The organism is Sharpea porci (assembly GCF_009695655.1).
Taxonomy (GTDB): domain Bacteria; phylum Bacillota_I; class Bacilli_A; order Erysipelotrichales; family Coprobacillaceae; genus Sharpea; species Sharpea porci.
Genome location: NZ_VUNM01000001.1, coordinates 21,921 through 44,106 on the forward strand (window position 1 = coordinate 21,921; position 22,186 = coordinate 44,106).

Annotated in this window: 26 protein-coding genes and 1 other RNA gene; 4 read left to right on the forward strand and 23 right to left on the reverse strand. The window is 37.0% G+C overall.

What is annotated here, in order from left to right:
• Positions 1-18: 18 nt before the first annotated feature.
• The 4 genes from FYJ79_RS00105 to FYJ79_RS00120 all read right to left on the reverse strand — a co-directional run bounded on the left by FYJ79_RS00105 (position 19) and on the right by FYJ79_RS00120 (position 2,362).
• Complete coding sequence (locus tag FYJ79_RS00105; RefSeq protein WP_154513963.1) at positions 19-495, reverse strand: CinA family protein; 477 nt, start codon at positions 493-495, stop codon at positions 19-21.
• Entirely contained in the window at positions 479-1,516 is a 1,038-nt protein-coding gene (locus FYJ79_RS00110) for a helix-turn-helix domain-containing protein (RefSeq protein ID WP_154513964.1), read from the reverse strand. Before FYJ79_RS00110 ends, FYJ79_RS00105 begins: the two co-directional genes overlap by 17 nt.
• Positions 1,517-1,720: 204 nt before the next feature.
• An RNA gene (gene rnpB / locus FYJ79_RS00115) (RNase P RNA component class B) lies at positions 1,721-2,033 on the reverse strand.
• 5 nt (positions 2,034-2,038) lie between these two features.
• Positions 2,039-2,362, reverse strand: a complete 324-nt coding sequence (locus FYJ79_RS00120) for a DivIVA domain-containing protein (protein WP_154513965.1) — start codon at positions 2,360-2,362, stop codon at positions 2,039-2,041.
• Between the two features lie 155 nt (positions 2,363-2,517).
• Here FYJ79_RS00120 and recU point away from each other — a divergent pair, with 155 nt between their 5' ends.
• On the forward strand, positions 2,518-3,123 hold the full coding sequence (recU, locus tag FYJ79_RS00125; protein WP_154513966.1) for a Holliday junction resolvase RecU: 606 nt from the start codon (positions 2,518-2,520) through the stop codon (positions 3,121-3,123).
• The gene (locus FYJ79_RS00130; protein ID WP_195836969.1) at positions 3,104-5,590 is read left to right on the forward strand and encodes a transglycosylase domain-containing protein; all 2,487 of its coding nucleotides are present in this window, start codon (positions 3,104-3,106) and stop codon (positions 5,588-5,590) included. The genes recU and FYJ79_RS00130 overlap by 20 nt, the downstream gene beginning before the upstream one ends.
• Positions 5,591-5,674: 84 nt before the next feature.
• Here the strand turns inward: FYJ79_RS00130 and nth are convergent, their stop codons facing one another.
• The 11 genes from nth to FYJ79_RS00185 form a co-directional block, all read right to left on the reverse strand.
• Positions 5,675-6,310, reverse strand: a complete 636-nt coding sequence (gene nth / locus FYJ79_RS00135) for an endonuclease III (protein ID WP_154513968.1) — start codon at positions 6,308-6,310, stop codon at positions 5,675-5,677.
• Positions 6,307-6,897: a DnaD domain-containing protein gene (locus tag FYJ79_RS00140; RefSeq protein ID WP_154513969.1), complete on the reverse strand. Its 591-nt coding sequence runs from the start codon at positions 6,895-6,897 to the stop codon at positions 6,307-6,309. Before FYJ79_RS00140 ends, nth begins: the two co-directional genes overlap by 4 nt.
• Before the next feature lie 8 nt (positions 6,898-6,905).
• Entirely contained in the window at positions 6,906-7,406 is a 501-nt protein-coding gene (locus FYJ79_RS00145; RefSeq protein ID WP_154513970.1) for a hypothetical protein, read from the reverse strand.
• 68 nt (positions 7,407-7,474) lie between these two features.
• Positions 7,475-8,191: a zinc metallopeptidase gene (locus tag FYJ79_RS00150; protein WP_154513971.1), complete on the reverse strand. Its 717-nt coding sequence runs from the start codon at positions 8,189-8,191 to the stop codon at positions 7,475-7,477.
• Positions 8,192-8,270: 79 nt separating this feature from the next.
• A complete protein-coding gene (locus FYJ79_RS00155; RefSeq protein WP_154513972.1) occupies positions 8,271-8,543 on the reverse strand; it encodes an HU family DNA-binding protein in 273 nt (90 codons plus the stop codon).
• 125 nt (positions 8,544-8,668) lie between these two features.
• Positions 8,669-9,223, reverse strand: a complete 555-nt coding sequence (locus FYJ79_RS00160) for a hypothetical protein (protein ID WP_154513973.1) — start codon at positions 9,221-9,223, stop codon at positions 8,669-8,671.
• Entirely contained in the window at positions 9,216-9,725 is a 510-nt protein-coding gene (locus tag FYJ79_RS00165) for a flavodoxin family protein (RefSeq protein WP_154513974.1), read from the reverse strand. Before FYJ79_RS00165 ends, FYJ79_RS00160 begins: the two co-directional genes overlap by 8 nt.
• Positions 9,726-9,758: 33 nt before the next feature.
• Positions 9,759-10,772: an NAD(P)H-dependent glycerol-3-phosphate dehydrogenase gene (locus FYJ79_RS00170; protein WP_154513975.1), complete on the reverse strand. Its 1,014-nt coding sequence runs from the start codon at positions 10,770-10,772 to the stop codon at positions 9,759-9,761.
• Between the two features lie 3 nt (positions 10,773-10,775).
• On the reverse strand, positions 10,776-12,083 hold the full coding sequence (gene der, locus FYJ79_RS00175) for a ribosome biogenesis GTPase Der (RefSeq protein ID WP_154513976.1): 1,308 nt from the start codon (positions 12,081-12,083) through the stop codon (positions 10,776-10,778).
• A 12-nt stretch (positions 12,084-12,095) separates the two neighbouring features.
• Entirely contained in the window at positions 12,096-12,761 is a 666-nt protein-coding gene (gene cmk / locus FYJ79_RS00180; protein ID WP_154513977.1) for a (d)CMP kinase, read from the reverse strand.
• 12 nt (positions 12,762-12,773) lie between these two features.
• Entirely contained in the window at positions 12,774-13,490 is a 717-nt protein-coding gene (locus FYJ79_RS00185) for a hypothetical protein (RefSeq protein WP_154513978.1), read from the reverse strand.
• A gap of 158 nt (positions 13,491-13,648) precedes the next feature.
• On the opposite strand from FYJ79_RS00185, the gene FYJ79_RS00190 reads away from it, so the two are divergent.
• Positions 13,649-13,831 carry a ferredoxin gene (locus FYJ79_RS00190; protein ID WP_154513979.1) on the forward strand — a complete coding sequence of 61 codons (183 nt, stop codon included), beginning with the start codon at positions 13,649-13,651 and terminating at the stop codon, positions 13,829-13,831.
• A gap of 22 nt (positions 13,832-13,853) precedes the next feature.
• Here FYJ79_RS00190 and FYJ79_RS00195 read toward each other — a convergent pair whose 3' ends face one another.
• The 3 genes from FYJ79_RS00195 to FYJ79_RS00205 are packed head-to-tail and all read right to left on the reverse strand — an operon-like array spanning position 13,854 to position 16,017.
• The gene (locus FYJ79_RS00195; RefSeq protein WP_154513980.1) at positions 13,854-14,630 is read right to left on the reverse strand and encodes a pseudouridine synthase; all 777 of its coding nucleotides are present in this window, start codon (positions 14,628-14,630) and stop codon (positions 13,854-13,856) included.
• A complete protein-coding gene (locus FYJ79_RS00200) occupies positions 14,630-15,475 on the reverse strand; it encodes a patatin-like phospholipase family protein (RefSeq protein WP_154513981.1) in 846 nt (281 codons plus the stop codon). The genes FYJ79_RS00195 and FYJ79_RS00200 overlap by 1 nt, the downstream gene beginning before the upstream one ends.
• On the reverse strand, positions 15,472-16,017 hold the full coding sequence (locus tag FYJ79_RS00205; RefSeq protein ID WP_154513982.1) for a DUF5662 family protein: 546 nt from the start codon (positions 16,015-16,017) through the stop codon (positions 15,472-15,474). The genes FYJ79_RS00200 and FYJ79_RS00205 overlap by 4 nt, the downstream gene beginning before the upstream one ends.
• Before the next feature lie 97 nt (positions 16,018-16,114).
• Here FYJ79_RS00205 and FYJ79_RS00210 point away from each other — a divergent pair, with 97 nt between their 5' ends.
• Positions 16,115-16,486, forward strand: a complete 372-nt coding sequence (locus tag FYJ79_RS00210) for a hypothetical protein (protein ID WP_154513983.1) — start codon at positions 16,115-16,117, stop codon at positions 16,484-16,486.
• A gap of 9 nt (positions 16,487-16,495) precedes the next feature.
• Here FYJ79_RS00210 and scpB read toward each other — a convergent pair whose 3' ends face one another.
• The 5 genes from scpB to FYJ79_RS00235 all read right to left on the reverse strand — a co-directional run bounded on the left by scpB (position 16,496) and on the right by FYJ79_RS00235 (position 22,173).
• Complete coding sequence (scpB, locus tag FYJ79_RS00215) at positions 16,496-17,098, reverse strand: SMC-Scp complex subunit ScpB (protein ID WP_154513984.1); 603 nt, start codon at positions 17,096-17,098, stop codon at positions 16,496-16,498.
• Entirely contained in the window at positions 17,088-17,825 is a 738-nt protein-coding gene (locus FYJ79_RS00220; protein WP_154513985.1) for a segregation and condensation protein A, read from the reverse strand. Before FYJ79_RS00220 ends, scpB begins: the two co-directional genes overlap by 11 nt.
• A 95-nt stretch (positions 17,826-17,920) precedes the next feature.
• On the reverse strand, positions 17,921-19,273 hold the full coding sequence (locus FYJ79_RS00225) for a sodium-dependent transporter (RefSeq protein WP_154513986.1): 1,353 nt from the start codon (positions 19,271-19,273) through the stop codon (positions 17,921-17,923).
• 76 nt (positions 19,274-19,349) lie between these two features.
• Entirely contained in the window at positions 19,350-20,735 is a 1,386-nt protein-coding gene (locus FYJ79_RS00230) for an NAD(P)-dependent oxidoreductase (protein ID WP_154513987.1), read from the reverse strand.
• The gene (locus FYJ79_RS00235; protein WP_154513988.1) at positions 20,722-22,173 is read right to left on the reverse strand and encodes a metallophosphoesterase family protein; all 1,452 of its coding nucleotides are present in this window, start codon (positions 22,171-22,173) and stop codon (positions 20,722-20,724) included. The genes FYJ79_RS00230 and FYJ79_RS00235 overlap by 14 nt, the downstream gene beginning before the upstream one ends.
• Positions 22,174-22,186: the final 13 nt, after the last annotated feature.

The window sequence follows — 22,186 nt, forward strand, 5'->3', positions numbered from 1 at the left end:
ATGTATAGTCAAAAATCATTAAGATTTCTCATGTATTTTTTTAAGAATTTCTTGCGCACCAATCTTAATAGCCTGATAAACAATCTCTTCCCTTGTACCATTGAGATGATATTCATATGTCGATACTTCATCAAAAAAAGCAATTCCTATATAAATAAGCCCAACAGGTTTACCTTCCATCGCACTAGGACCGGCATTGCCTGTAAAAGAAATACAGATATCACTATCAAATAACATTTGACCATTCGTACACATGGCATGAGCCACTTCAGCACTGACTACACCATATTGATCAATCGTATTCTGATGAACATGAAGAACATCATGTTTAATTCTTGTCTGATAGCTAACGAGGCTGCCGCGATAAATAGCAGAAATACCTGGTACAAGACCAATTGCACTTGCAAAATGCCCAACCGTAAAACTCTCTGTGCTAGACAGAGAGTAGTGATGAGCGATTAAATTGTTTCCGAGTTCTTTAATTATTGTTTCCATTATCTGTTGTACTCTTCTTTGTAGATGTATTCGCTGCTTGAGTTGTTGTTGGTGACTGGTTATTTGTCACTGCCTGAGAAGCATCAATAGAAGCAACCTTTGTGAATCTTACTCTTGTAAGATTAGCATTATTTGTTTCTTCATCTGTCAAAGGCACCTGCACATCGTTGATGTAATATTTAGCACCCTTACTTGCACCATTTGAGAAACGCATATTTCTGACATCCGCACTCTTTAATGTTACTGTAGCACTTTCGCCAGCTTGGTAAACTCTTGCTTCAAAATCTGTATCGACCTTACCATTAACCTGTAATTGTGCCCAGGCACGTGTCACAAATTCTACTTTGAAAGTAAATGTTTCAGCACTTGTATCTGTTAAGGCAAAATTGTAGTTATAGTTGGCATTCTTAGAGAATGTTACAGCAGCTACTTTAGGTGTTTCCTGTGTTGTTTCTGACGCTTTCTTTTTCTTTTCAGCTTCTTCTTTTTCTTTATCTTTCTTTGTCTTGACATCACCAGTTACATTGTCCGATGTCTTTGTATAATTCTTTGTTTCTATTGATTTATGTGTGCTAACCACAGCAATAAAGATCAATACCGCAATCAATGCCACAATTAATAATGCAATGACCACTCTAATAATCTTAATATGGCTCTTATCTTCATAAACCGAAGCTTTTTTTGTAAATTGAGGTTTTTCAAGCTTGACAGACTTCTTTTCAGCCCGTGCTTCTCCTTCCTCTTCAGCTTCTTTAGCAGCTTCAGCTAGCTCTTCCTGTTTGATTTCTTCAGTTAATGCAATATAGCTCTTTGTCACTTCTTCGCGATCCATATCCAATGCATCACTAATCTTTTTCAGATACATCTTGACATATGTTTCATCGCCTTCATAACGATCAAATGCACCATTTTCGATATCCTTAAGTACGGCTGGTGAAAGCATCGTACGCTTTGATAAGTCATCTATAGTTAAACCTTTTTCTAATCTCTTTTTTCTTATTTCTTCACCAAGATTATTCATAATTGCCTCCTAGCGTTCAAAATCATATTAATTAAATCACAGTTACAACCTTTTTTCAATAATAGAAAAGAAAACATCCTGTAATGCTATGTATTGTAGACATACATAGGTAATTTACAAATAATGTCTTGGTGAAACGCTCTATTAATATGACATATCAATAAAGAAAAAAACACGATTGATGACAATCGTGTAAGTGTCTGCTCTTGTAAGCCGTGTTCTGTTTTTCAACTAATCATTTATCTTAGTAACCTACCAGACCTTAGTTCAATTCCCTCAGTCTGACTCCCCTACCAAATTTGGGTTTCTATCGTGCGGAGTTTACCCCTTTTCACCATGAGATTTCTCTCAAGCATCGTTTCTGTGGCACTTTAGTACCTACACCATATCTTGCGACTTAGGCTTCAGCTGTCGTTTTTACCCTAGAGTTCTTAGCTCTAGCACACTCACTACTAGCATCGCAGCTAGTGATAGCACGGACTTTCCTCTACTTCTAGCGATTAGTTCTCGCAGACATCTTTTTTAATCTTCATGTTTGTTGTAAACCGTTTTCTCAAGCTGTGAAAGACGGCGCAATAAATCAACATTGCTTGAAAGATCTGCCTGAGCAACATGTTCTTGGCTAGTTCTTTCGAGTTCATTTATACGTTTCTTTAATGACTGATTTTCACGCTGTAAACGTTCAATTTGTTCATAGGATTCATTCAGCATGGCTGCAAAATTTGTATAATCAGCGCTGACCTGATCCAAGAAATGATCGACTTCTTCAGCATGATAACCTTTGAAATCTACCTGAAATTGTTTATTCAAAATCTTCTTTGGACTTAAAACAATCTTGTTCTCCATACTTATCACTCCTACAGTCCATTTTACAAAAATTCCCTAAAAATGCAAGAATTAATGTACGTATCTTAACCTAATCTTGTCACATACTGTTGTATGACCTTTTTGTGGTGTTTAAATAATTTTATGATATAATGGGGAGGAAATGGAAGGGAACTATGGTACATTATCCAAATAAGAAGAAAGATCTCACAAAATATGCACCTCATGAACAAAAAAGGTATACGGGGATGCGTGGGATGAATCTTGAAGAAGATATCACGATGAGTAATAAGTATTACTTAGAAAGAGATATAGCTGTGATCTACAAGAAACCTACGCCGATACAGATTGTGAGAGTTGATTATCCCAAGCGATCAGCCGCAAAAATAACGGAAGCCTATTTCCGTAAGCCTTCAACGACTGATTATAATGGCCTTTATAAAGGACATTATATTGACTTTGAAGCCAAAGAAACAAAGACGTTGCGTTTCCCATTTGCTAATATCTGGGACCATCAGATTAATCATTTGGATGCAATTTTACGTCATGGCGGTATTGCTTTTATTATGATCGCTTTTACAACTTTAAATGAAGTTTATTTACTTGATGCTTCTTATATGATAGAAAAGTATCGTAGTGATGGTGTGCGACATATTGATTATGATTATATCAAAGAGAAAGGGCATCTTGTCACCCAAGGTTATGCCCCACGTCTTGATTATCTTCGGATCATTGATCGCTATTATCTTAAGGAGGAAGAAAATGAAAATCCTAAAAAATAAATCCAACAAGCTCTCCCGCCAAAAAATCATTAAAATTGTGATTTCCATCCTATGTGTGGCACTTATCGGTGGAGGCTTTTATATGGGTTTCTCCGTCTTTCAACAAATAAAAGACTTTGACATCAAGAACTTGACGGCTACAAGCACATCACGTGTACTCGATGCCAATGGCAATGTCATCTACAAATTTGGTACAGCCGCTGGAGAGTATGTGAAATATGATGAACTTCCAGAAGTGCTCGTTGATGCTGTTGTTTCAGCCGAAGACTCACGTTATTTTATTCATGATGGTTTCGATATCCCACGTATCATCAAAGCCTTCATGACAAATATTACTCATCGTGGCACAATCGCTGGTGGATCAACTATTACCCAGCAGCTTATTAAAAAGACATACTATCCTGACGAAGAACGTACAATTCAGCGTAAGCTTGGTGAAGTCATTCTTTCCATCGAAGCCACAAAGCAGACAAGCAAGAAAAAAGTCATGGAACTTTATTTAAATAAGATCTATTTTGGGCGCTCCCAACAGACGATTGGTATTTATTCAGCTTCCCATTACTACTTCGATAAGAATCCTCAGGATCTCACATTACCAGAAGCAGCACTATTGGCTGGAGCCATTAACTCACCTTACTGGTATGATCCATTTACTGATCTCAACAAAGCTACAAATCGTCGTAATACTATTATTAATCTCATGTACCAGCATGGCTATATCACAAAAGAACAATGTGAAGCAACAAAGAAAGTCCCTGTCGCAAATACTTTAAAGAGTAATCCTATTGCGCAAAACAAAGATTATGCTTCCTATGTTGATCGTGTCGTACGTGAAGTCAAAGAAAAAACAAACTATGATCCTACTAAGACAAATATGACAATCTATACTTATATGGATACGGATATTCAAACACGTTTAGATGATATATCTGAAAGTAATAATTATAACTATATCCGTACTAATGGTACACAGGTTGGATCCGCTGTTGTGAGTGCCAAGGATGGCCGTATTGTTGGTCTTCTTTCAGCAAGAGATTATAAAAACGGTATGATGGATTATGCTTATCGTTCTTATCATCAGCCTGGTTCTTCGATTAAACCTATACTTGACTATGCTCCCGCATTTGAATATCTCTATTGGTCAACAGGTCATACGGCTGATGACTCTGATTTCTCACAGGGTGGATGGTCGCCAAAGAACTGGGATAAACAGACACATGGTGATGTCTCTCTTGAAGAAGCACTTGGAAATTCTTGGAACTTAGCAGCCATTCATACTTTTGTGACGGTGGAAAAAGAAATTGGTAAGAACCGTCTACAAAACTGGCTAAAGAATCTTGGTTATACTATTAATGATAAGGTTAATAAGAATGGCTTAAATACTTCCTGGGCGATTGGTGGCTGGGATGATGGTGTAACGCCATTACAACAAGCTGCTGCCTATGCAACAATCTCTAATGGTGGTACTTATATTGAACCACATGCTGTTGATAAAATTGTCATCAATACAACTGGTGAAACAGTCAATATCGATAAAGATGCACAAGCTAACGCAAAACAAGCTATGAGTGAAGCAACAGCTTTCCTCATCCGTCAAGTTATGACTGATTATGTAAAGAGTGGTAATTACTCTTCTTATACAAGCGTCGGTGCTCTTGATGATGATATTGGTGCTAAGACTGGTACTACAAATGATGCTAAGGATAAATGGTTCTGTGCTTATAATCCAGATTATGCCTGGGCTACATGGAATGGTGGTACGGAAAAGGGCATCTCTCTAGGTAATACAAATGATGCCAAAAAGATTTCTGAAGATATCGCCCGACTCTTACATAAGAAAGGTGTTAAGAATAAATATAAGACACCTGATACTGTTGTTGAAGAAAAGATGGTTATTGGTTCATATCCATATAAATCTCCTTCAGCTTCTACACCATCTTCAATGATCAGAGATGCCTGGTTTGTAAAAGGTCATACGCCTGGTGAAAAGGATACAAAGTCATATGCCTTAGAAGAATTAAGTTCCTTTGATGCAGCATTAACTGAATCAAAACAAATTCAGGTAAGCTTCTCAGCCTATAATGGTCAATATGAAGTTGAATATATTGTCACTGTAGAACATAATGGACAGACTGTCGCAACACAGACATTAAGTTCTAATACTGGTACATTAAGCTATCATCCAAGTGAAACTGGTGTATATAGAATTACTGGTTATTATAAGCAGAAAGATGGCAGTATGTCTTCTAACAAGATTTCAAAAGAAATTACTATTCAAGAAGAAAAGCCTGAAGAAAATGAGAACACTACACAAAATGGTTCAACCACTACTAATGGTACAAACAACAATCAAACCACAAATAACAACACTAACAACAATAATACCAATACAAACAATACAACTGGAACAGAACAAAATAATCAAAACAATGGTCAAACAAATGGCCAACAAACAACCCAGCAATAAAAGGAACTTCGGTTCCTTTTTTCTTATAGGCTGTTGCACTTGTTATGATAAATTATCTATAGAAAAAAAGGGCGCGATAGCGTCCTAGAGTTTCTTATTAGTTTCTTTACACATATCCACCAATGGACATTCATAACAATGAGGAGACTGTGCTTTACAGTGATACCGACCAAAGAAAATCATTTGGTGATGGGTCTTGATCCAACGTTCTTGAGGAATCTGTTTCTTAAGCTTACGTTCAATCGTATCCACATCATCCTTCTTAAAAGCGAAGCCTAGCCTTCTAGCGATACGTGCACAATGCGTATCTACAGCTAATGCTGGAACATGAAAAGCCTCAGCCATTTCAACATTAGCCGTTTTACGCCCAACGCCTGGTAAACTGACAAGCTCATCAAAATCAGCTGGTACTTCCCCATTAAAGCGTGCTTCTAGTGCTTTACACATAAGAATAATATTCTTTGCCTTATTGCGATATAAGCCGATTTTACGAATATAGCTCTCTAGTTCCTTGGAATCTGCATGGGCATAATCTGACGCACTATGATAGCGTTCAAATAACGCAGGTGTTACTTTATTAACAGAAGCATCCGTTGTTTGAGCTGAAAGCATTGTCGCAATCAACAATTCTAAAGGATTAGAATGATTGAGTTCACAACGTGCATCAGGAAACATCTCATCAAAAGTCTTTAAAACCCGTTCTACTTTTTCTTTCTTCATGACTTCCACCACTCCAAATTCTTAATTTCATCACTAAAGGCTGTATTTGTCTGTGTTTCTATAGGCTTATTACGCATTTTCTTGCCATATCGGGCCCAATTTGAAAGAATCTTTTCGATATAGCGGAAATTCAAGACATTACTTCTAACCGCCTCTAACAACGCATCAACAATCATCTGGTCATCATAACCATCTCGTTTAAAGCTATTAATAATTTCGATTTCTGTTTGTGATAAAGGTCTTCCAAAGGCATCTTCAAAGCGCTCAATAAGATTCACTTCCTTGACTTCTTCCACTTTTTCATCAAGCAGACGGCGAAAGAGCGGTTTAAAATCAAGAACACCATTATGACGATCAAGATAGCGTTCATTCACAAATTTCAGCATTGCCTGATCAATGGTTCTCATTTCACTTGTACAATATTTTGCGATCATTTGTGGGGTCATAAGACGTATTCCCTGCTCATGTAAGATCAGCATGATATTTAAAATAAAGCTCTCCTGGTCAGTCAAGCCAATCTGTTTACCTTTTAATAAAAGCAGCTTGTGGAAATCTATACAGTTGTATTCGATCAGTGTATTATTCATAAATCCCCCTAGAGACGATACTGTTTCACGAATTTTCCATCAAGTGTATAATATAAATAATTAAGGCTATTATCAGTCTGATATTTAACGATATAACGGAACTGATCGTCCTCATAACCTACTTTGATATCCTTCTCGCTTACGGTTTCTTTCACACGATTTTCCACATCAGCAATAATAACGGACTTGCTGACAGGTTCATCACTATATTTGTCGACAAGCTTCTTTTTGTCATTATAGGCTAAATATGTTTTCTTTCCCTTAATCTTCACTCTGATAATATAATATGTTTTTGAACGATTATATTCCATAAAATAGTTATCGTAGTTCAGTTTATCTTTTTCAATAATGGATGTGCGTATACTATCTAATTCTCTTTGATGATCATTATAGGGTAAATGTACAAATATGACATAAAAGATCACAATAACAAGTAGAATGACCAATACTAGAAGAATAAGATTGGATCCTAAATTACTTTGCTTTTTCTTTTCATTCGTAAAGTCCATAACCTAACTCCTTTAAGTTAAATGCATTATAATACATTTTTCCCAAAAGAAAAAGAGGTTGCCCTCTTTTAGTCATCTCTTGAATTACCAGCAATCAACAAGAATATTCTTAACATTGATGCAAGGGTCTGAAGTGTAGCCGCAACATAAGTCATAGCCGCAGCTTTCAACATAGCTCTTGCCCCACCGACTTCATCACTCATCAAGTAACGTGATTCCAAAATAGCTAAACCACGTCTTGAGGCATCAAATTCTACTGGCAATGTCACTAACTGGAAGAGCAAGATCCCCAGCATTAAAATAAAGCCAAACCAGGCAATCTTCGTACGTCCGAGTGCTAAACCAATCACAATCGCAATCCAGCCTAGATAATTCCCAATATTACATACTGGAGCAATGATATTGCGGATTTTAATAGGTGTATAGCCTGTATGATACTGGATGGCATGCCCACACTCATGTGCTGCTACAGCAAGAGAAGCAAGCGATGTTCCATGATAGATCTCATCGGATAAATTGACAGAACCATTGCCAGGATTAAAATTATCAGTCAAAGTCCCATGTGTTAAATTCACTGGCATATCTGCCATCCCATTAGCATCTAAGATCTCTCTTGCGACATCTGCACCTGTTTTACCAATTCTTGCATGAATACGAGAATATTTTCTAAAAGCTGAACTAACGCGTCCCTGGGCAATCAAGCCAATAACAACGGCTATAACAACAAAGACCGTACCCAATAAATAATAAGAATTCATATAAAGTGAATATGGATAAAAATACATATCTCACATACCTCCTTTTAAGATATGCCCTATTATATCATATTTCCTATGAATTTTATTTGAACAAGAAAAAAAGATACTAGTTCATAGCATCTTTTAATCTATTACTTGGCTTAAATGTAACTGTACGGCTTGCAGGAATAACAATTGTTTCCTTAGTCTTAGGTGATACACCTTTGCGTTCTTTACGATTATTGACTTTGAAAGTTCCAAAACCACTAATTAGCACTTTTTCGCCATCAAGCATTGTATCTACCATTGTATCAAATACTGTATCAACAAGCATTTCTGCGTCTTTTTTTGTCAAGTCGCGTTTCTCAGAAACGATATCAATCAGTTCTTTTTTATTCATTGCGATTGCCTCCTTCAAAACATTTAGTAGTATACCAAAATGCTTCTATAAAAACAACTTAAAAAATCAAAAAAATAGTGCATTTAAGCACTATTTTCCTTATTGATTAGAGGCTTTTAAAAGAATCATTTAGATCGTTGTGATTTATGAATATAATAAGCAAATAAGAGATGTGTACGACGGATAAAATGGTGAATATTATTGACTGTCACATCCTCCTCGAAGGGCTCATTTTTCATTATTGCATTCGCAAAACGCTTAATATGGGCAATAACTCTTAAGCGTAAGCTTAGCTCTTGAATAAGATCAAGCGAACCAATTCTTAATGTTCCCTGATAGCGTAGATATTGTTTTTTTGCCCATGAAGCAATCACTTTATTAGCTGCTTCTGTTGAATCAGGTTCAAAGAGTGGTGAGAAAGCCATTGTATAGATATATTGATGATGTGTAAATGTCGTCTTTTTTAGAAAATGCATGAGGGGAGATGGAATGGGAGCAACTGAGATGGGGAAGACAAAGATGATATGACTGTAGTCATCCATATTTCCTTCATCTTCAATACTCATAATATCAACATGCTTGTTGGACTTTTCTAGGAGGCTTTTTAAATTCTTTGCGAAAGGTACCATTTGTCCTTCTGTGTGTTTTAAGCCTGCTGTCATAATTAAATAACTAGCCAAGATCCACACCTCCAAAGGCCTTCAGCGTTTCTTCTATTTCCTCTTCTTGACATAAATAGAGATGGATATTATTGGGTTCATACCCAAAGATGGCCGTAGCACTCATATAATTACGCAAATTCTCCTCATCTTCCTCAGTCATATCACCATATCCAACAACAATCAGCTTTCTCTTGATATTAGAAAGTGAAAGACGCATACTCTTCTCTTCAACAACACTAAAATAAGGCTCAAAATTCGCAATATCACGCTCTGCCAATCGTAAAATAGGCTCATCAAATGTCCCATAGACAATATGACTGATTACAATTGTCAGTTTAGCATCACACATCCAGTTATAAAGACAACTCATATCATCATTTAAACGACATTTTGATTCATGTTTTAAACAATATAAGCCACCCGTACAAGTCATGCAGTCAATATTATTCAAATCGACAAGAACGGAATGCTTAAACTGATCCAAAGATAAATGACGATCTGTAATCACTAAACTCTTCATTTTATGTACTCCTAAAAAAAGGGCAAGTCATACTTACCCTTTAATTGATTCTGATTTCAATGCTCGATTCATTAATTCTTTAACTTTTTCACTAGGTTTGCCATTCTCATAAAGAACATCATAAACACAATTAGTGATTGGTGCTTCAAAGTCAGGATAATTCTTTAAGATATCATCATGAATAACCTTACATGTACGAATACCTTCCACAGTCTTCTGGTTACCTGCCATAAAATCGCTCGCATTATCACTTAAACCAATTTCTTTACCAGCCTGGAAGTTACGCGAATGTTCACTAGAACAAGTGACAATCAAATCACCAACACCTGTTAAACCGAAGAATGTTTCAGCTTTACCACCCTTCAGCATGCCATATCTTGTCATTTCAACTAAGCCACGGGTAATTAATGCAGCACGTGAATTATCACCATAACCTAGACCTTTCAAAATACCTGAAGCAACGGCAATGACATTTTTATAGGCAGCACCATATTCCGCTCCAATTTCATCCGTTAATGTATAAACACGTAAATAGTCATTAGAGAAAAGCTTCTGTACATCCTGAGCTGTCTTTTCATCTAGACTTACGGCACATACAGCTGTCAACATGCGAATAACAACTTCTTCGGCATGTGATGGACCGATCAGTGATACAACAGGATTGATCTCATCTTTCGTAAAAACAGAACGGATTGTATCAGAAATACGCATATTGGTATTCATATCGAAGCCTTTAGCTGCATTAATGACTGTCACCTTTTGTTTAAGAAGAGGTTTCACCTCTTCTAAGACAGAACGTACGAATTGTGTAGGGACAGTAATAATAATATAGGATGCTCCTTCAATAACCTCTGGTAGGTTCTTTGTCGCACGAATACTTTCTTCAAGTTTAACATTCTTGAAATATTTATAATTACAATGACGGACATTGATATCTTCAATCTCTCGATCATCAACACCATACATCAAGACTTCAACACCATTATCATTCAATACACGTGCTAAGCCAGTTGCCCAGCTTCCTGTTCCTAATATAGCTGCTTTCATGTCCTATTCCCTCTTTCTACAAATAATATGAATTGGCGATCCATCAAAACCAAATGCCTCACGTAACTTGTTTTCAAGATAACGCTTATAAGAGAAATGGAGGAATTTTGGATCATTCACAAACAAAACAAATGTTGGTGGAGTAATAGCGACCTGAGAGCCATAATAAATCTTCAAACGACCACCCTGGAAATTACTTGTCGGATTCATTAATTGCGCATCAACAATAACATCATTGAAGAGATTTGTAGGTATACGTTTATGCTGTGATTCATAAGCTTCATTAATTAAATCAAAGAGCGTATCAATGCGCTGTTTCTTAAGGGCTGAAACATAAGCAATTTTAGCATAATCAAGATATTTAAAGTTTTCACGAATCTTTTTATTAAAGGCTTGCATAGTCTTGCTGTCTTTTTCAATCGCATCCCATTTATTGACAACAAGCACAACCCCTTTACCAGATTCATGAGCATAACCAGCAATATGCTTATCCTGTTCAAGAATGCCACGTTCTCCATCAATGACAACCAAAATAATATCAGAATCATCAATAGCACTCATTGCACGCATGACAGAATATTTTTCAACATTCTCATAGATCTTACCACGCTTACGCATGCCTGCAGTATCAACAACTGTATATTTCTGACCATCTTTGGTAAAGCTTGTATCAATCGCATCTCTTGTCGTACCTTCAATATTGCTGACAATGACACGTTCTTCGCCAAGGATAGCATTGGTCAATGAACTCTTACCAACATTAGGTCGACCAATGATAGAAAAACGAATAGTTTCAGGATCATCAACAGTATCTTTATTTGGCAATAAATGGATGACTTCATCAAGAACATCCCCAATACCAATCCCATGAACACCGGATACAGGAATAGGATCACCAATACCTAATGCATAAAAATCATAAATATTATCTTTAAATTTATTATCGTCAATCTTGTTAACAGCAAGAACAACAGGCTTTTTGGACTTTTGAAGTATTCTTGCCACCATCGTATCTTCTGGTGTAATACCCTCACGTCCATTGACAACAAAAACAATGACATCAGCCTCTTCTATCGCAATTTCAGCTTGCATCTTAATAGAAGCTGTCATATCACTTTTTTCTAATTCAATCCCACCTGTATCAATAATACGGAACTCTCTTGTCAGCCATGAACCATGAGCATAAATACGATCACGTGTCACACCTGGCGTATCTTCAACAATGGAAACACGCTCACCGACAATTCTGTTAAAGATTGTAGACTTCCCTACATTTGCACGGCCTACAATTGCGACAACGCCTTCACTCATGATAACACCTCTCTACTCTTCTAATTTCTTTTCAACCAAATCCATAACATGAGCCACAACTTCTTCTAAGCTCATATTGGATGTATCTAATTCAATCGCATCATCCGCCTTCTTAAGGGGAGATACTTCTCGATTCATATCCTGGGCATCTCTTTTAGCAATCTCTGCCTTCATCTCATCATAATCGCATTCAATGCCTTTTTCGATATTTTCTTTATAACGTCTTTTAGCACGTGTTTCGACAGAAGCCACTTGATAAATCTTAAGTTCAGCTTCAGGCAATACAACTGTACCAATATCACGGCCATCAAGAATCACACCGCCGCCTTTTGCCATTTCTCGTTGCTGGGCAACAAGGAAACTACGCACTTTGGCATACTGTGAAACAATACTAGCCCCCATCGATACTTCATTGGCTCTAATGGCAGAAGAGACATCTTCCCCATTTAAGCGTATAGAACCATCGGGTAAAAGCTTAATCTTTAAATCCTTCAGCAATCCTACGACTCCTGCCTCATCTTCATAGCTTATCCCATGAACGAAAGCTGAGTAAGCCACACAGCGATACATCGCCCCTGTATCGATATACGTATAATTCAGGTTTCTTGCAACCATCTTAGCAATTGTTGACTTGCCAGCAGCAGCTGGTCCATCTATTGCGATAGAAATTTTCTTCATTTTCAACCTTCCTTACAAAAGAAATTGCTTGACATATAATCCACATAAACCGAGGAATACTAAAATCAATATGAAGATAATAACATTTAATAATCCAGAAACAAAGCCATTTGACTGATTTTTTTCATTTTCTGTCATTTCTTCTTGTTCCCCATCCTCTTCTACAGGATGTTTTTTTGCTTCCTTCGCCTTTCTCTTTTCAGCTTTCTTTAATGCTTTACGTTCTTTTTTCGTTAATGGCACTTCTTCTGGTGGTTCTTGTTTTTCCGTTGGATCTCCTAAAGAAAAGGGACGCACAACCGCATTATCCTGGTCGAGCGAAGTCTCACGATAATCTATCTCTTGCTCATGATTGTCTTCTTTTTGTTCATCTTCCAGCTCATCAATATGATAAATCTTTGTAGGTTCATCGACAAGATTCTCTTCTTGATCACTATTTTGTGCTTCTTCATTACGGATCTTATTGAGAATTTCAGCTCTTGTATTATATTTATCTTTCCCCACATTGATTTTTGCTTCATTGATTGCGCTAAGAACAACGTCATCTTCCTCTAATGTATCATAGCTTAAAGGATGAAGATCATCTTTCTTCTCATTGTGGGGCAAGAAGGACAAGAAATCATCTTCTCCTACACTCTCATCATCAACTGTCTTACTAACAACCTGATCCTCATCTTTAAAAGAGTCTCTAAAATCTTTATATTTACTCATACGTGTTTCATTAGCCATATTCATCACCCTCGCTTAAAAGATTATAGCATAACTTGAATTTGAAAGAAATAGCTTTCATTTCATGGGCATTATTAGCAATGCGAAAAAAAAGCACTTTCAAAAAAAGATATGATGGTTTATAATAAGCTTGTGTAATATAAAGGAGGAACTTAACTATGGTTAAAGTTAATGAAAATTGTATTGGTTGTGGTGCTTGTACTGCAGTATGTCCAGATGTATTTGACCTTAATGATGAAGGCAAAGCTGAAAACATCATGGGTGAAGATATTCCTGAAGATTTAATGGATGCTTGCAAAGAAGCTGCAGAAAGCTGCCCAGTAGAAGCAATCGAATTATAATAAGTTGATAAAAAGATCTCTTTTAGGAGATCTTTTTCTTTGCGTTATTTTTCTTTTGATATTTTGCTTGTTTTTGTTTGTTTTCAAGAGCTTTAGCACGAAGTACTCTGACTTCCTTAACCTTAAGCGGGCGATATTCACCAGGTGCTAAACCAGTGACTTCAATATCACCAATAGCTAAACGATGCAAACGTTTAACAGGATGTCCCACTGCTTCAAACATCTTCTTGATTTGACGATTTTTGCCTTCTATTAAACGAATCGCAATCATTGTTGTCTTATGTTCTTCATCGACACCACGAACAACAATTTCACAAGGCAATGTCTTGACGCCATCTAAGTAAATACCTTTTTCTAATTCTCGTTTTTCTCTCTGAAGAAGAATGCCGTCAAGTGAAGCATAATAAATCTTAGGTAAATGTGAAGAAGGATGCATCATTAAGTTCGCAAATTCACCATCATTTGTCATAATTAATGCCCCTGTCGTATCCCAATCCAAACGTCCTACAGGATAAACGCGTTTATCGACATCAGTAAAATAATCTGCCACCGTCTTTCTGCCTTTATCATCATGCATTGATGTAATAACCTGTTTAGGCTTATAGAACAGGTAGTATTCATGTTCTTCTTTTTTAATGGCTTGTCCATTGACTGTAATTGAATCTTTTTTTGTGACTTTTGTGCCAAGTTCAGTTACGACAACACCATTGACAGCAACCTTGCCCTGTTTAATGAGTTCTTCAGCTTTACGTCTTGACGTATAGCCACTTGCTGCAATCACTTTTTGTAATCTTTCCATTATGAATTCCTTTCTAAGAATTTCTTTATCTTTTCACCATCAGTATACCCTTTTGTATAGAGTAAATATAGCTTTTCTTTATCTTTTGTCAAGGTTGACATATCTCCAATGGTATCAGGAGCAACAATCAACCCTTTCCCCTGTCTTTCCATTTCCTTCACAATCTCCACTCCCTGATTATAACGTTCAGCTCTTTTCAGTAAGTTTTGTGCTGCTAGAACATCAAATTTGCTTAAGATTTTAGCTGTTACCTTATCCTGAGCACTATTTTCTCTTTTTTCGAGTGGACGGGTTAATATGAGGACAACTTCATCACAGCCATCTTCAAGAGCTTTCAAGACAGGCACCGGATCAGCTAGTCCCCCATCATAATAATGAACACCCTCTATTTCCACAGGCTGACAGACAACGGGTAAACAACAAGACGCTTCAAGCACCTGATACTGATTTCTTGCGATATCTTCTTTGGTAAAATAATGGGCTTTGCCATGATCCGCATCATATCCTACTGCCACAAACTTCTTCTCACTCTTGACAAAAGCATCATAATCCAGCGGATTTTCACCACCCTCATTACTCAATGCTTCATAGACATAACGTAAATCAAGATAGCTTTTCTTCTTGAAAATATTCTCTAAACTCATATAGCTTTTACGAAATGAATAATCGAGATAGAAAGGATAATTTCTGCCTTTCTGTCTGGCAATATAGCTAGCGATATTGGCACTGCCAGCAGAAACACCAATACACTCATCAAAATCTAAATGATGATCGATGCAATAATCCAGAACACCAGCTCCATATATTCCTCTTAAACCACCACCAACATCAATGATTGCTTTCATAGCCCATCCTCCAAATGATAATCTTCATAACCCTTTTTGGTATTGATCATCTTAAATGTCTTTTCTAACCCCTGATCCTTGAGTTCCACCAATAAATATTCCAATAATGCTCTTGTTTCACTATTCATAATATAGGAATGCTTTCCTGATTCATAGTATGCAAGTGGGTAACTGTCATCATAGTCTTTACCACGATAGACCATACTTGCAGCGATGCGATCACAAAACATTTCAAGGACATAGCGATAAGGCATCTTGGCTGCCGTTGTGCCATTGCGCGTAAAATCTACCCAATATTCCCAATGATGCTTATTGCGTCCCTTGTGATGCAGCCAGGCTTCCGAATAACCTTTAAGCTTGCGTTCAGCACCATTAGGCGAAGAAGTTCCCTGATAGTAGAGAACACCGGTCTTAAATTCTGTGAAGGAATACTTTGAGAGATCATGGCATAAGCCTTGTCGATAGAGATGGAGCTTAAAACATAGCTGACCTACTAGTATTTTATGCTTTGTTATTGTTTGAAAATGTTTTATTGCCTTCATTTTGATCACCTTTTGTAGTATAGCTTAGTTAGGGGAATGTGTAAATTGCTTTTATTTTTTGATAAGGATGCTATAATCATGACATGGAGGTGGAATTATGCCCTTTAAAATTAAAATTCAAAGCAATATCAACGAACAAAATCTTGACCAACAAGAGATCAAAGAAATCATTTCTTCACTAGAAGATTTCTCTAAGGCTATTCGTGGGGACTTGTATTCCTACTTCTTAGGGAAAAGGTCTTTAAGAGTGGCTGGTGTCTTTATTGGAATCAGTGCAGCTTTATATCTTGCAACAGAACAATTATATTTCATGTATATTATGTTCTTTGGGACATTAATCATTATGCTTTCTAGCGTCTTTATTGCTGAAGCAGCAACAAAGATCACCCAAAAACAAATCAAATTACGGATCCAAAGTTTAAAAGAGCGCTTAGAAGCTCTCACCCGTACAGAAGCAAAATCTCAATAAAAAAACTGGTTACTTAGAAGAACCAGTTTTTTTCATATCTTCATCTCTTCCTTCAATATACTTTGTATCAAAGAGGTCTTCTTCCTCAAGTGAACTATTCACTTCCTTTAATTCAGGTAATTCATCAAGAGAAGTAAGATTAAAGGCATTTAGGAATTCATCAGTAACGCCATATAAGATTGGTCTCCCCGGAGTTTCCTCACGTCCTACCTCTTTAATAAGTGCTTTCGCAAGTAGCTTACGAATCATGCTTTCACATCCCACACCCCTGATTTCTTCAACATGAACTCTGGTAATAGGCTGATAGTAAGCAATAATAGCCAATGTTTCTAAGGCGCTCTTGGAAATCCTGCTCGCATTTGTTTCGACCATCTTACGATAGTATTGTTCATGAGCTGGCAAAGTGACCATCTTGTACAAGCCACCAAAATTGGCAATATCAAACCCCTTGATAGCCTTAAGGCTATAATGTGCCATCAGTTCATCAAGCATGCTGACAGCTTCCTTCTTGGAAACATTCAATACGCCCATAACATCCTTAACCGTTACACCTTCATCACCGGATAAAAATATCATTCCTTCAATTATCGAGAGATATTCATTATGATCCATTATATTTACCTCTAAGATAGATTTTCTCAAAATTAGATTCTTGCATAATCTCTAATTGATCATGCTTGACAAGAACAAGAACACTTAAGAAAGTGACAATCGCAAAATATTTGTCGCCCCCTTCAAACAAATCCTCAAAATCAATTACTTCACCTTGATGATTCATAAAAAAGTCTTCAATCTGACTTGTACGATCATCGATAGAAATCTCCACCCTAGCAATACGGCTTTCTAAAGGCTTAGAAAGCATCTTGCGCTGCAAGACATTCTGCATAGCACCAATAAGATCATAGACTTCAAGATTATCAGGCAAAGCATTTTCAACATCCTGGATATATTCATCAAATGTAGCAGGAAGGCGACTGAACATCTGGTTGCGTTCTTCATAGCTTTCTTCGAGATCATCAAGGATTTCATTAATCTGATTTTTCTCTAATAAACGCTTGATCATGAGCTGACGCTGTGCTTCATAGTCATCTTCTTCATCATCAAGCTTTTCACTTGGAAGCAGGAGCTTACTTTTCATCTCAATCAGCCAAGCTGCCATCACCAAATACTCAGAAACAGCTTCAAGAAGCGCTGGATCCATCGTCTGAATATAAGCAAGATACTGGTCACAAATAGCTGCTACATCAAGATCCATTAGATCCATATTATGTTCACGAATCAGATGCAACAATAAATCTAAAGGGCCAGAGAACTGTTCTGTTGTCACTTCATATTCCATACATCCCGCTTCCTTTCAACATTTCTACTCTACACGAAAATAAACCAATTGTAAATGCTTGTTCAACGCAAAAAGCGGTCATTAAACCGCTTCATTTAGAATAATCCCTGCCCTAATACAATGATAATAAGAATCGGCAAGACATAACGAAAATATGGAATCATCCAGTTTTTGACCTTGATTCCCTTACCTAGATTTGCTTCAGTCATAAAATTTTCTGCCTTCCAGCCATACTTCGTCACACAGAATAAGAGGAATATTAAAGAACCAAGTGGCAATAAGATATTGCTGACGAGAAAATCTTCGATATCAAGAATATTCTTACCCGCAATGTTAAAATCTGAAAGCAGATTATAACCGAGAGCACAAGGCGTTGAAAGGACAAGTATGACAATCGCAAAGATTACGGTTGCCTTCTTTCTTGACCATTGGAAGTTATCCATAGCACTGGCAATAAGATTTTCGAAAACAGCCATCACTGTAGAAAAAGAAGCAAAGGTCATAAAGACAAAGAATAATGTTCCCCATATTCTGCCCAATGGCATATTAATAAAGACTTTAGGTAGCGTCACAAAGATTAAAGAAGGTCCTTGATCAGGTGAAACACCAAAGGCAAAACAAGCAGGAAAAATAATCAAACCACTGACAATCGCTACAAATGTATCAAGTGAAGCAATGGTCATAGATTCTTGAAGCAAGCTTTCATCCTTGCTCATATAGCTGCCAAAGATTTCCATAGCTCCAATGCCAACAGATAATGTAAAGAAAGCCTGACTCATTGCTGCGAGCACAACCTGTCTTATACCTTTGGCCATAGTCATATTTTTGAGACTTGGCATTAAATAGAATTTAAGGCCAGCCATGCCACCTTTGAGCGTGATTGAATGAATGGCCAATAATATAATTAAACCAAGCAGACAACTCATCATGACTTTTGTGATCTTTTCCAAGCCCTTCTGTAAACCAAATGAACAGACAAGAAAACCACCAATAACAGTGACCATCATAGCTGCCATCATTTCAACAGGATTGCCTAATAACTGTGCAAAAACACCATCAACACTTTTCAAAGTCACATGCGCAAACTGACCTGTTAAAAATCTCACAGCATAATCAAGCATCCAGCCTGAGACTGTTGTATAATACATCATTAAAAGCATGCATCCAGCATTCGCAATCCAGCCATGGATATGCCATTTACTGTTGGCAGGTTCAAGTTTTTTATAGGCTTGAACAACACTTCTATGACTTGCCCTACCAATTGCGAGTTCCATTGAAAGAATGGGTACACCTATTAAGGCTAAAAAGACGAGATAGATAAGCACAAAGAGCCCTCCACCATTCTGTCCGACAAGATAAGGGAACTTCCAGACATTGCCAATCCCAATCGCACATCCTGCACTGACAAGAATGAAGCCCAATCTTGAATTAAAACTTTCTCTTTTCATAAATCCTCCCTATCTCAGCTATTCTAACATAGCTCCAAGCATCTTACCATACGAAAAAGACGCCTTTAAAGGGCGTCTAATGATTGACAATATTGCGTTCTCTACCATTCAAAAAGGCTTCAATATTTTGATAGACTTCTTCAACAAGGCGTTGTCTTGCTTCCACGCTTGCCCATGCGACATGGGGCGTTAAAATAAGCTGATCTTGAACTTCATATAGTGGGGAATCAACAGCTAATGGCTCATCTTCAAAGACATCAAGAGCTGCTTTTTGGATTTCTTTATTTTTTAATGCCTCAACAAGACTGATTTCATCAATAATTGGTCCTCTTCCCACATTAATCAGATAAGCAGATTTCTTCATGACCTTAAAGACACCACCTTTAAACAAATGATACGTCTTATCATTCAAAGGTGCATGAATGGAAATGATGTCAGAACGCTCTAAAAGTTTTCCAAAATCAACCATTTCATAGCTACAATCCTGCTTATGTCCACTTGCCGAGTAGTAGATGACACGAGCGCCTAGGCTGCTTACAACTTTCGCAACCTGATGACCAATTGCCCCTAAACCGACAATACCCCAAGTCATACCTGCTAATTCATGAATAGGATTTTCGAAGTAAGAGAAATGCCCACTTGCGCCATAAGCTTTGCTTTTGACATAGCTGTCATATTCATGAGTATGCTGAAGCATTTCCAAGGCGAGCGCCAAAGTATGCTGGGCAACAGCCGATGTCGAATAGTTGGCAACATTGGCGACTTTAATGCCACGTTCACTTGCTGCCGCGATATCAATATTGTTGTAACCTGTTGCCATTTCCGCAATGAATTTTAATTTTGGGCAAGCATCCATCACTTTGGCCGTAATTCTATTTTTGTTTGTGGCAATAATTGTCGCCTCTGCACATAGTTCAATAACTTCTTCGTCACTGGCATTTTCATAGAATGTGACATCACCAAGGGCATTGAAAAAGCCCATATCAATATCCTTTCCTACACTTGATGCCTGTAAAATAACAATCTTAATATCCCTTGTCACCATCATCTTTAAAACATCCTGAACGCTCTTACCGCGCATCAGCTTACCAAGTATGCGACATTCCTTAAAATCAAGTACATTGGCTTCATTCGCAAAACCACACATTTCTTTATTGACCAATTCAAAAGAAAGAAGACCAGAAATCACCCCAATTCCCTGACTCTTTGTCGTAATGTCATTGTCATCGACAAGAGCCTTTTTTATGTTGACGCCAAATTCTGGATCTTCTTTTAAACATGCCTTAATGACTTCTTCAAGTGTGGCATGCTTTAAGATTTCTTTCGTAAAGATATCATTAAAAATAAGTGGAATAACGATGTTATAGGTTTCCATGGGTACTGGATCCTGATAACCCTTAGTAAAGTTATAGAGAATCGCAACCCCAAGCTTCTCATCTTTCATTTCATCAACTAATTTCATTTTCATTCTCCTCGTCAAATAGGTAAGTTTCAATCTTTAAGCGCTGGGCATACTTCTTATCGCGATAAATGATGCAACAATTCGTAAAGCGCTGTGTCTGATAATTGTATTTCAGGACATTATAGCTTAAATACTTACTTTCACTTTCTTTCAGACTGCCCGTTGCACTGCCAGCTGAGACAATATATGTGCCATTACGATGCATGAAGAAAGGAACATGTTTATGTCCATGCACAACATATCGTATATGCATATCTTTTAGCCACATTGTAAAGTTCTTCGCATCAGTTAGAGCTTTCGACAAATCCATCAGTTTACCAATAATAAAATGTTCATTCCATTTTCGCTTTAAAAAGTCACTTTTTACAACCGGATAAACATGATGATGCAACATGGCAACGATTGTATAATCCTCAAGATGATCAATAGCTGATAATTCATATTCAATCTCAGCTAGCTGTCTTGAGCCAATCGCTCCTCGCGCAAAGTTACCACTCATATTACTATCAATCTTCAAGACAATCAACTTATCATCATCAAAGACTTGAATCTTTTCACCTAGTAAATAGGCAATAGCCTTCCCCTTCCCTCTATTAGCCATAGACAAACCAATAGTAATCATATCATGATTTCCCAAGACAAAGGATACCTTAGCTCGATAATGTTTCTTTAAGACATTCATAAAATCATTAGCCTGATACATATTCTTTTCACTTGGGGTATTCATCAAGTCACCAGAAATTAAGAATTTTAGTTGATGATGGCTTTTTAAATGGGGATAAATCTTATTAAGGGATTCATAAAGTGCTTCAAGTGCCTGAAATTTATGTGCCGAACCTAAATGCAGATCAGAAAGATGAATATAGTAGCTATAAGGCCCTGGATCGTAGTCAAAGAGATCATCACTCGCAAGTATCGCATTCAGCTTTTCAATATCTTCCTCACCTCTCATTGGAAAGAAGCGTTCTTTGTCCCTTGTAAAGATATAAGCACCAGGACATTCATCCATGTAAAGCGCTAAGCTTGTCAATTGTTCGCAAGGATCACAAGTTAAAATATCTTGTGGTATTAAGCGATCTTTTAGCTGAATAAAGACAACATCCTTGTTTCTTAAAGTGAAATCAGGCCAGCTTTTATGTATTCCAGGAATAAAGATGACATGTGTTTTATCCACATATTGTTTTCTGACATCATTAAAGGCAGAAGTAAAGTCAAGATGTAATAAATGCTCCATTTGCTTAGTCGTCTTTGCCTGCTTAAAATACATAAACATTGTTTCATTCATCTTATCGAGAATGGGGATGGCTATATGATAAGAATGGAGCCAGTTCTTAAAATCTACGAAATCCTGATATTCCATTTTTAAATCACGTTCATAGACTGTATTGTCATTATAAATAATATTATAAAAAAGATTCACAAATCCATAATCTAACATGATTAACACCTCT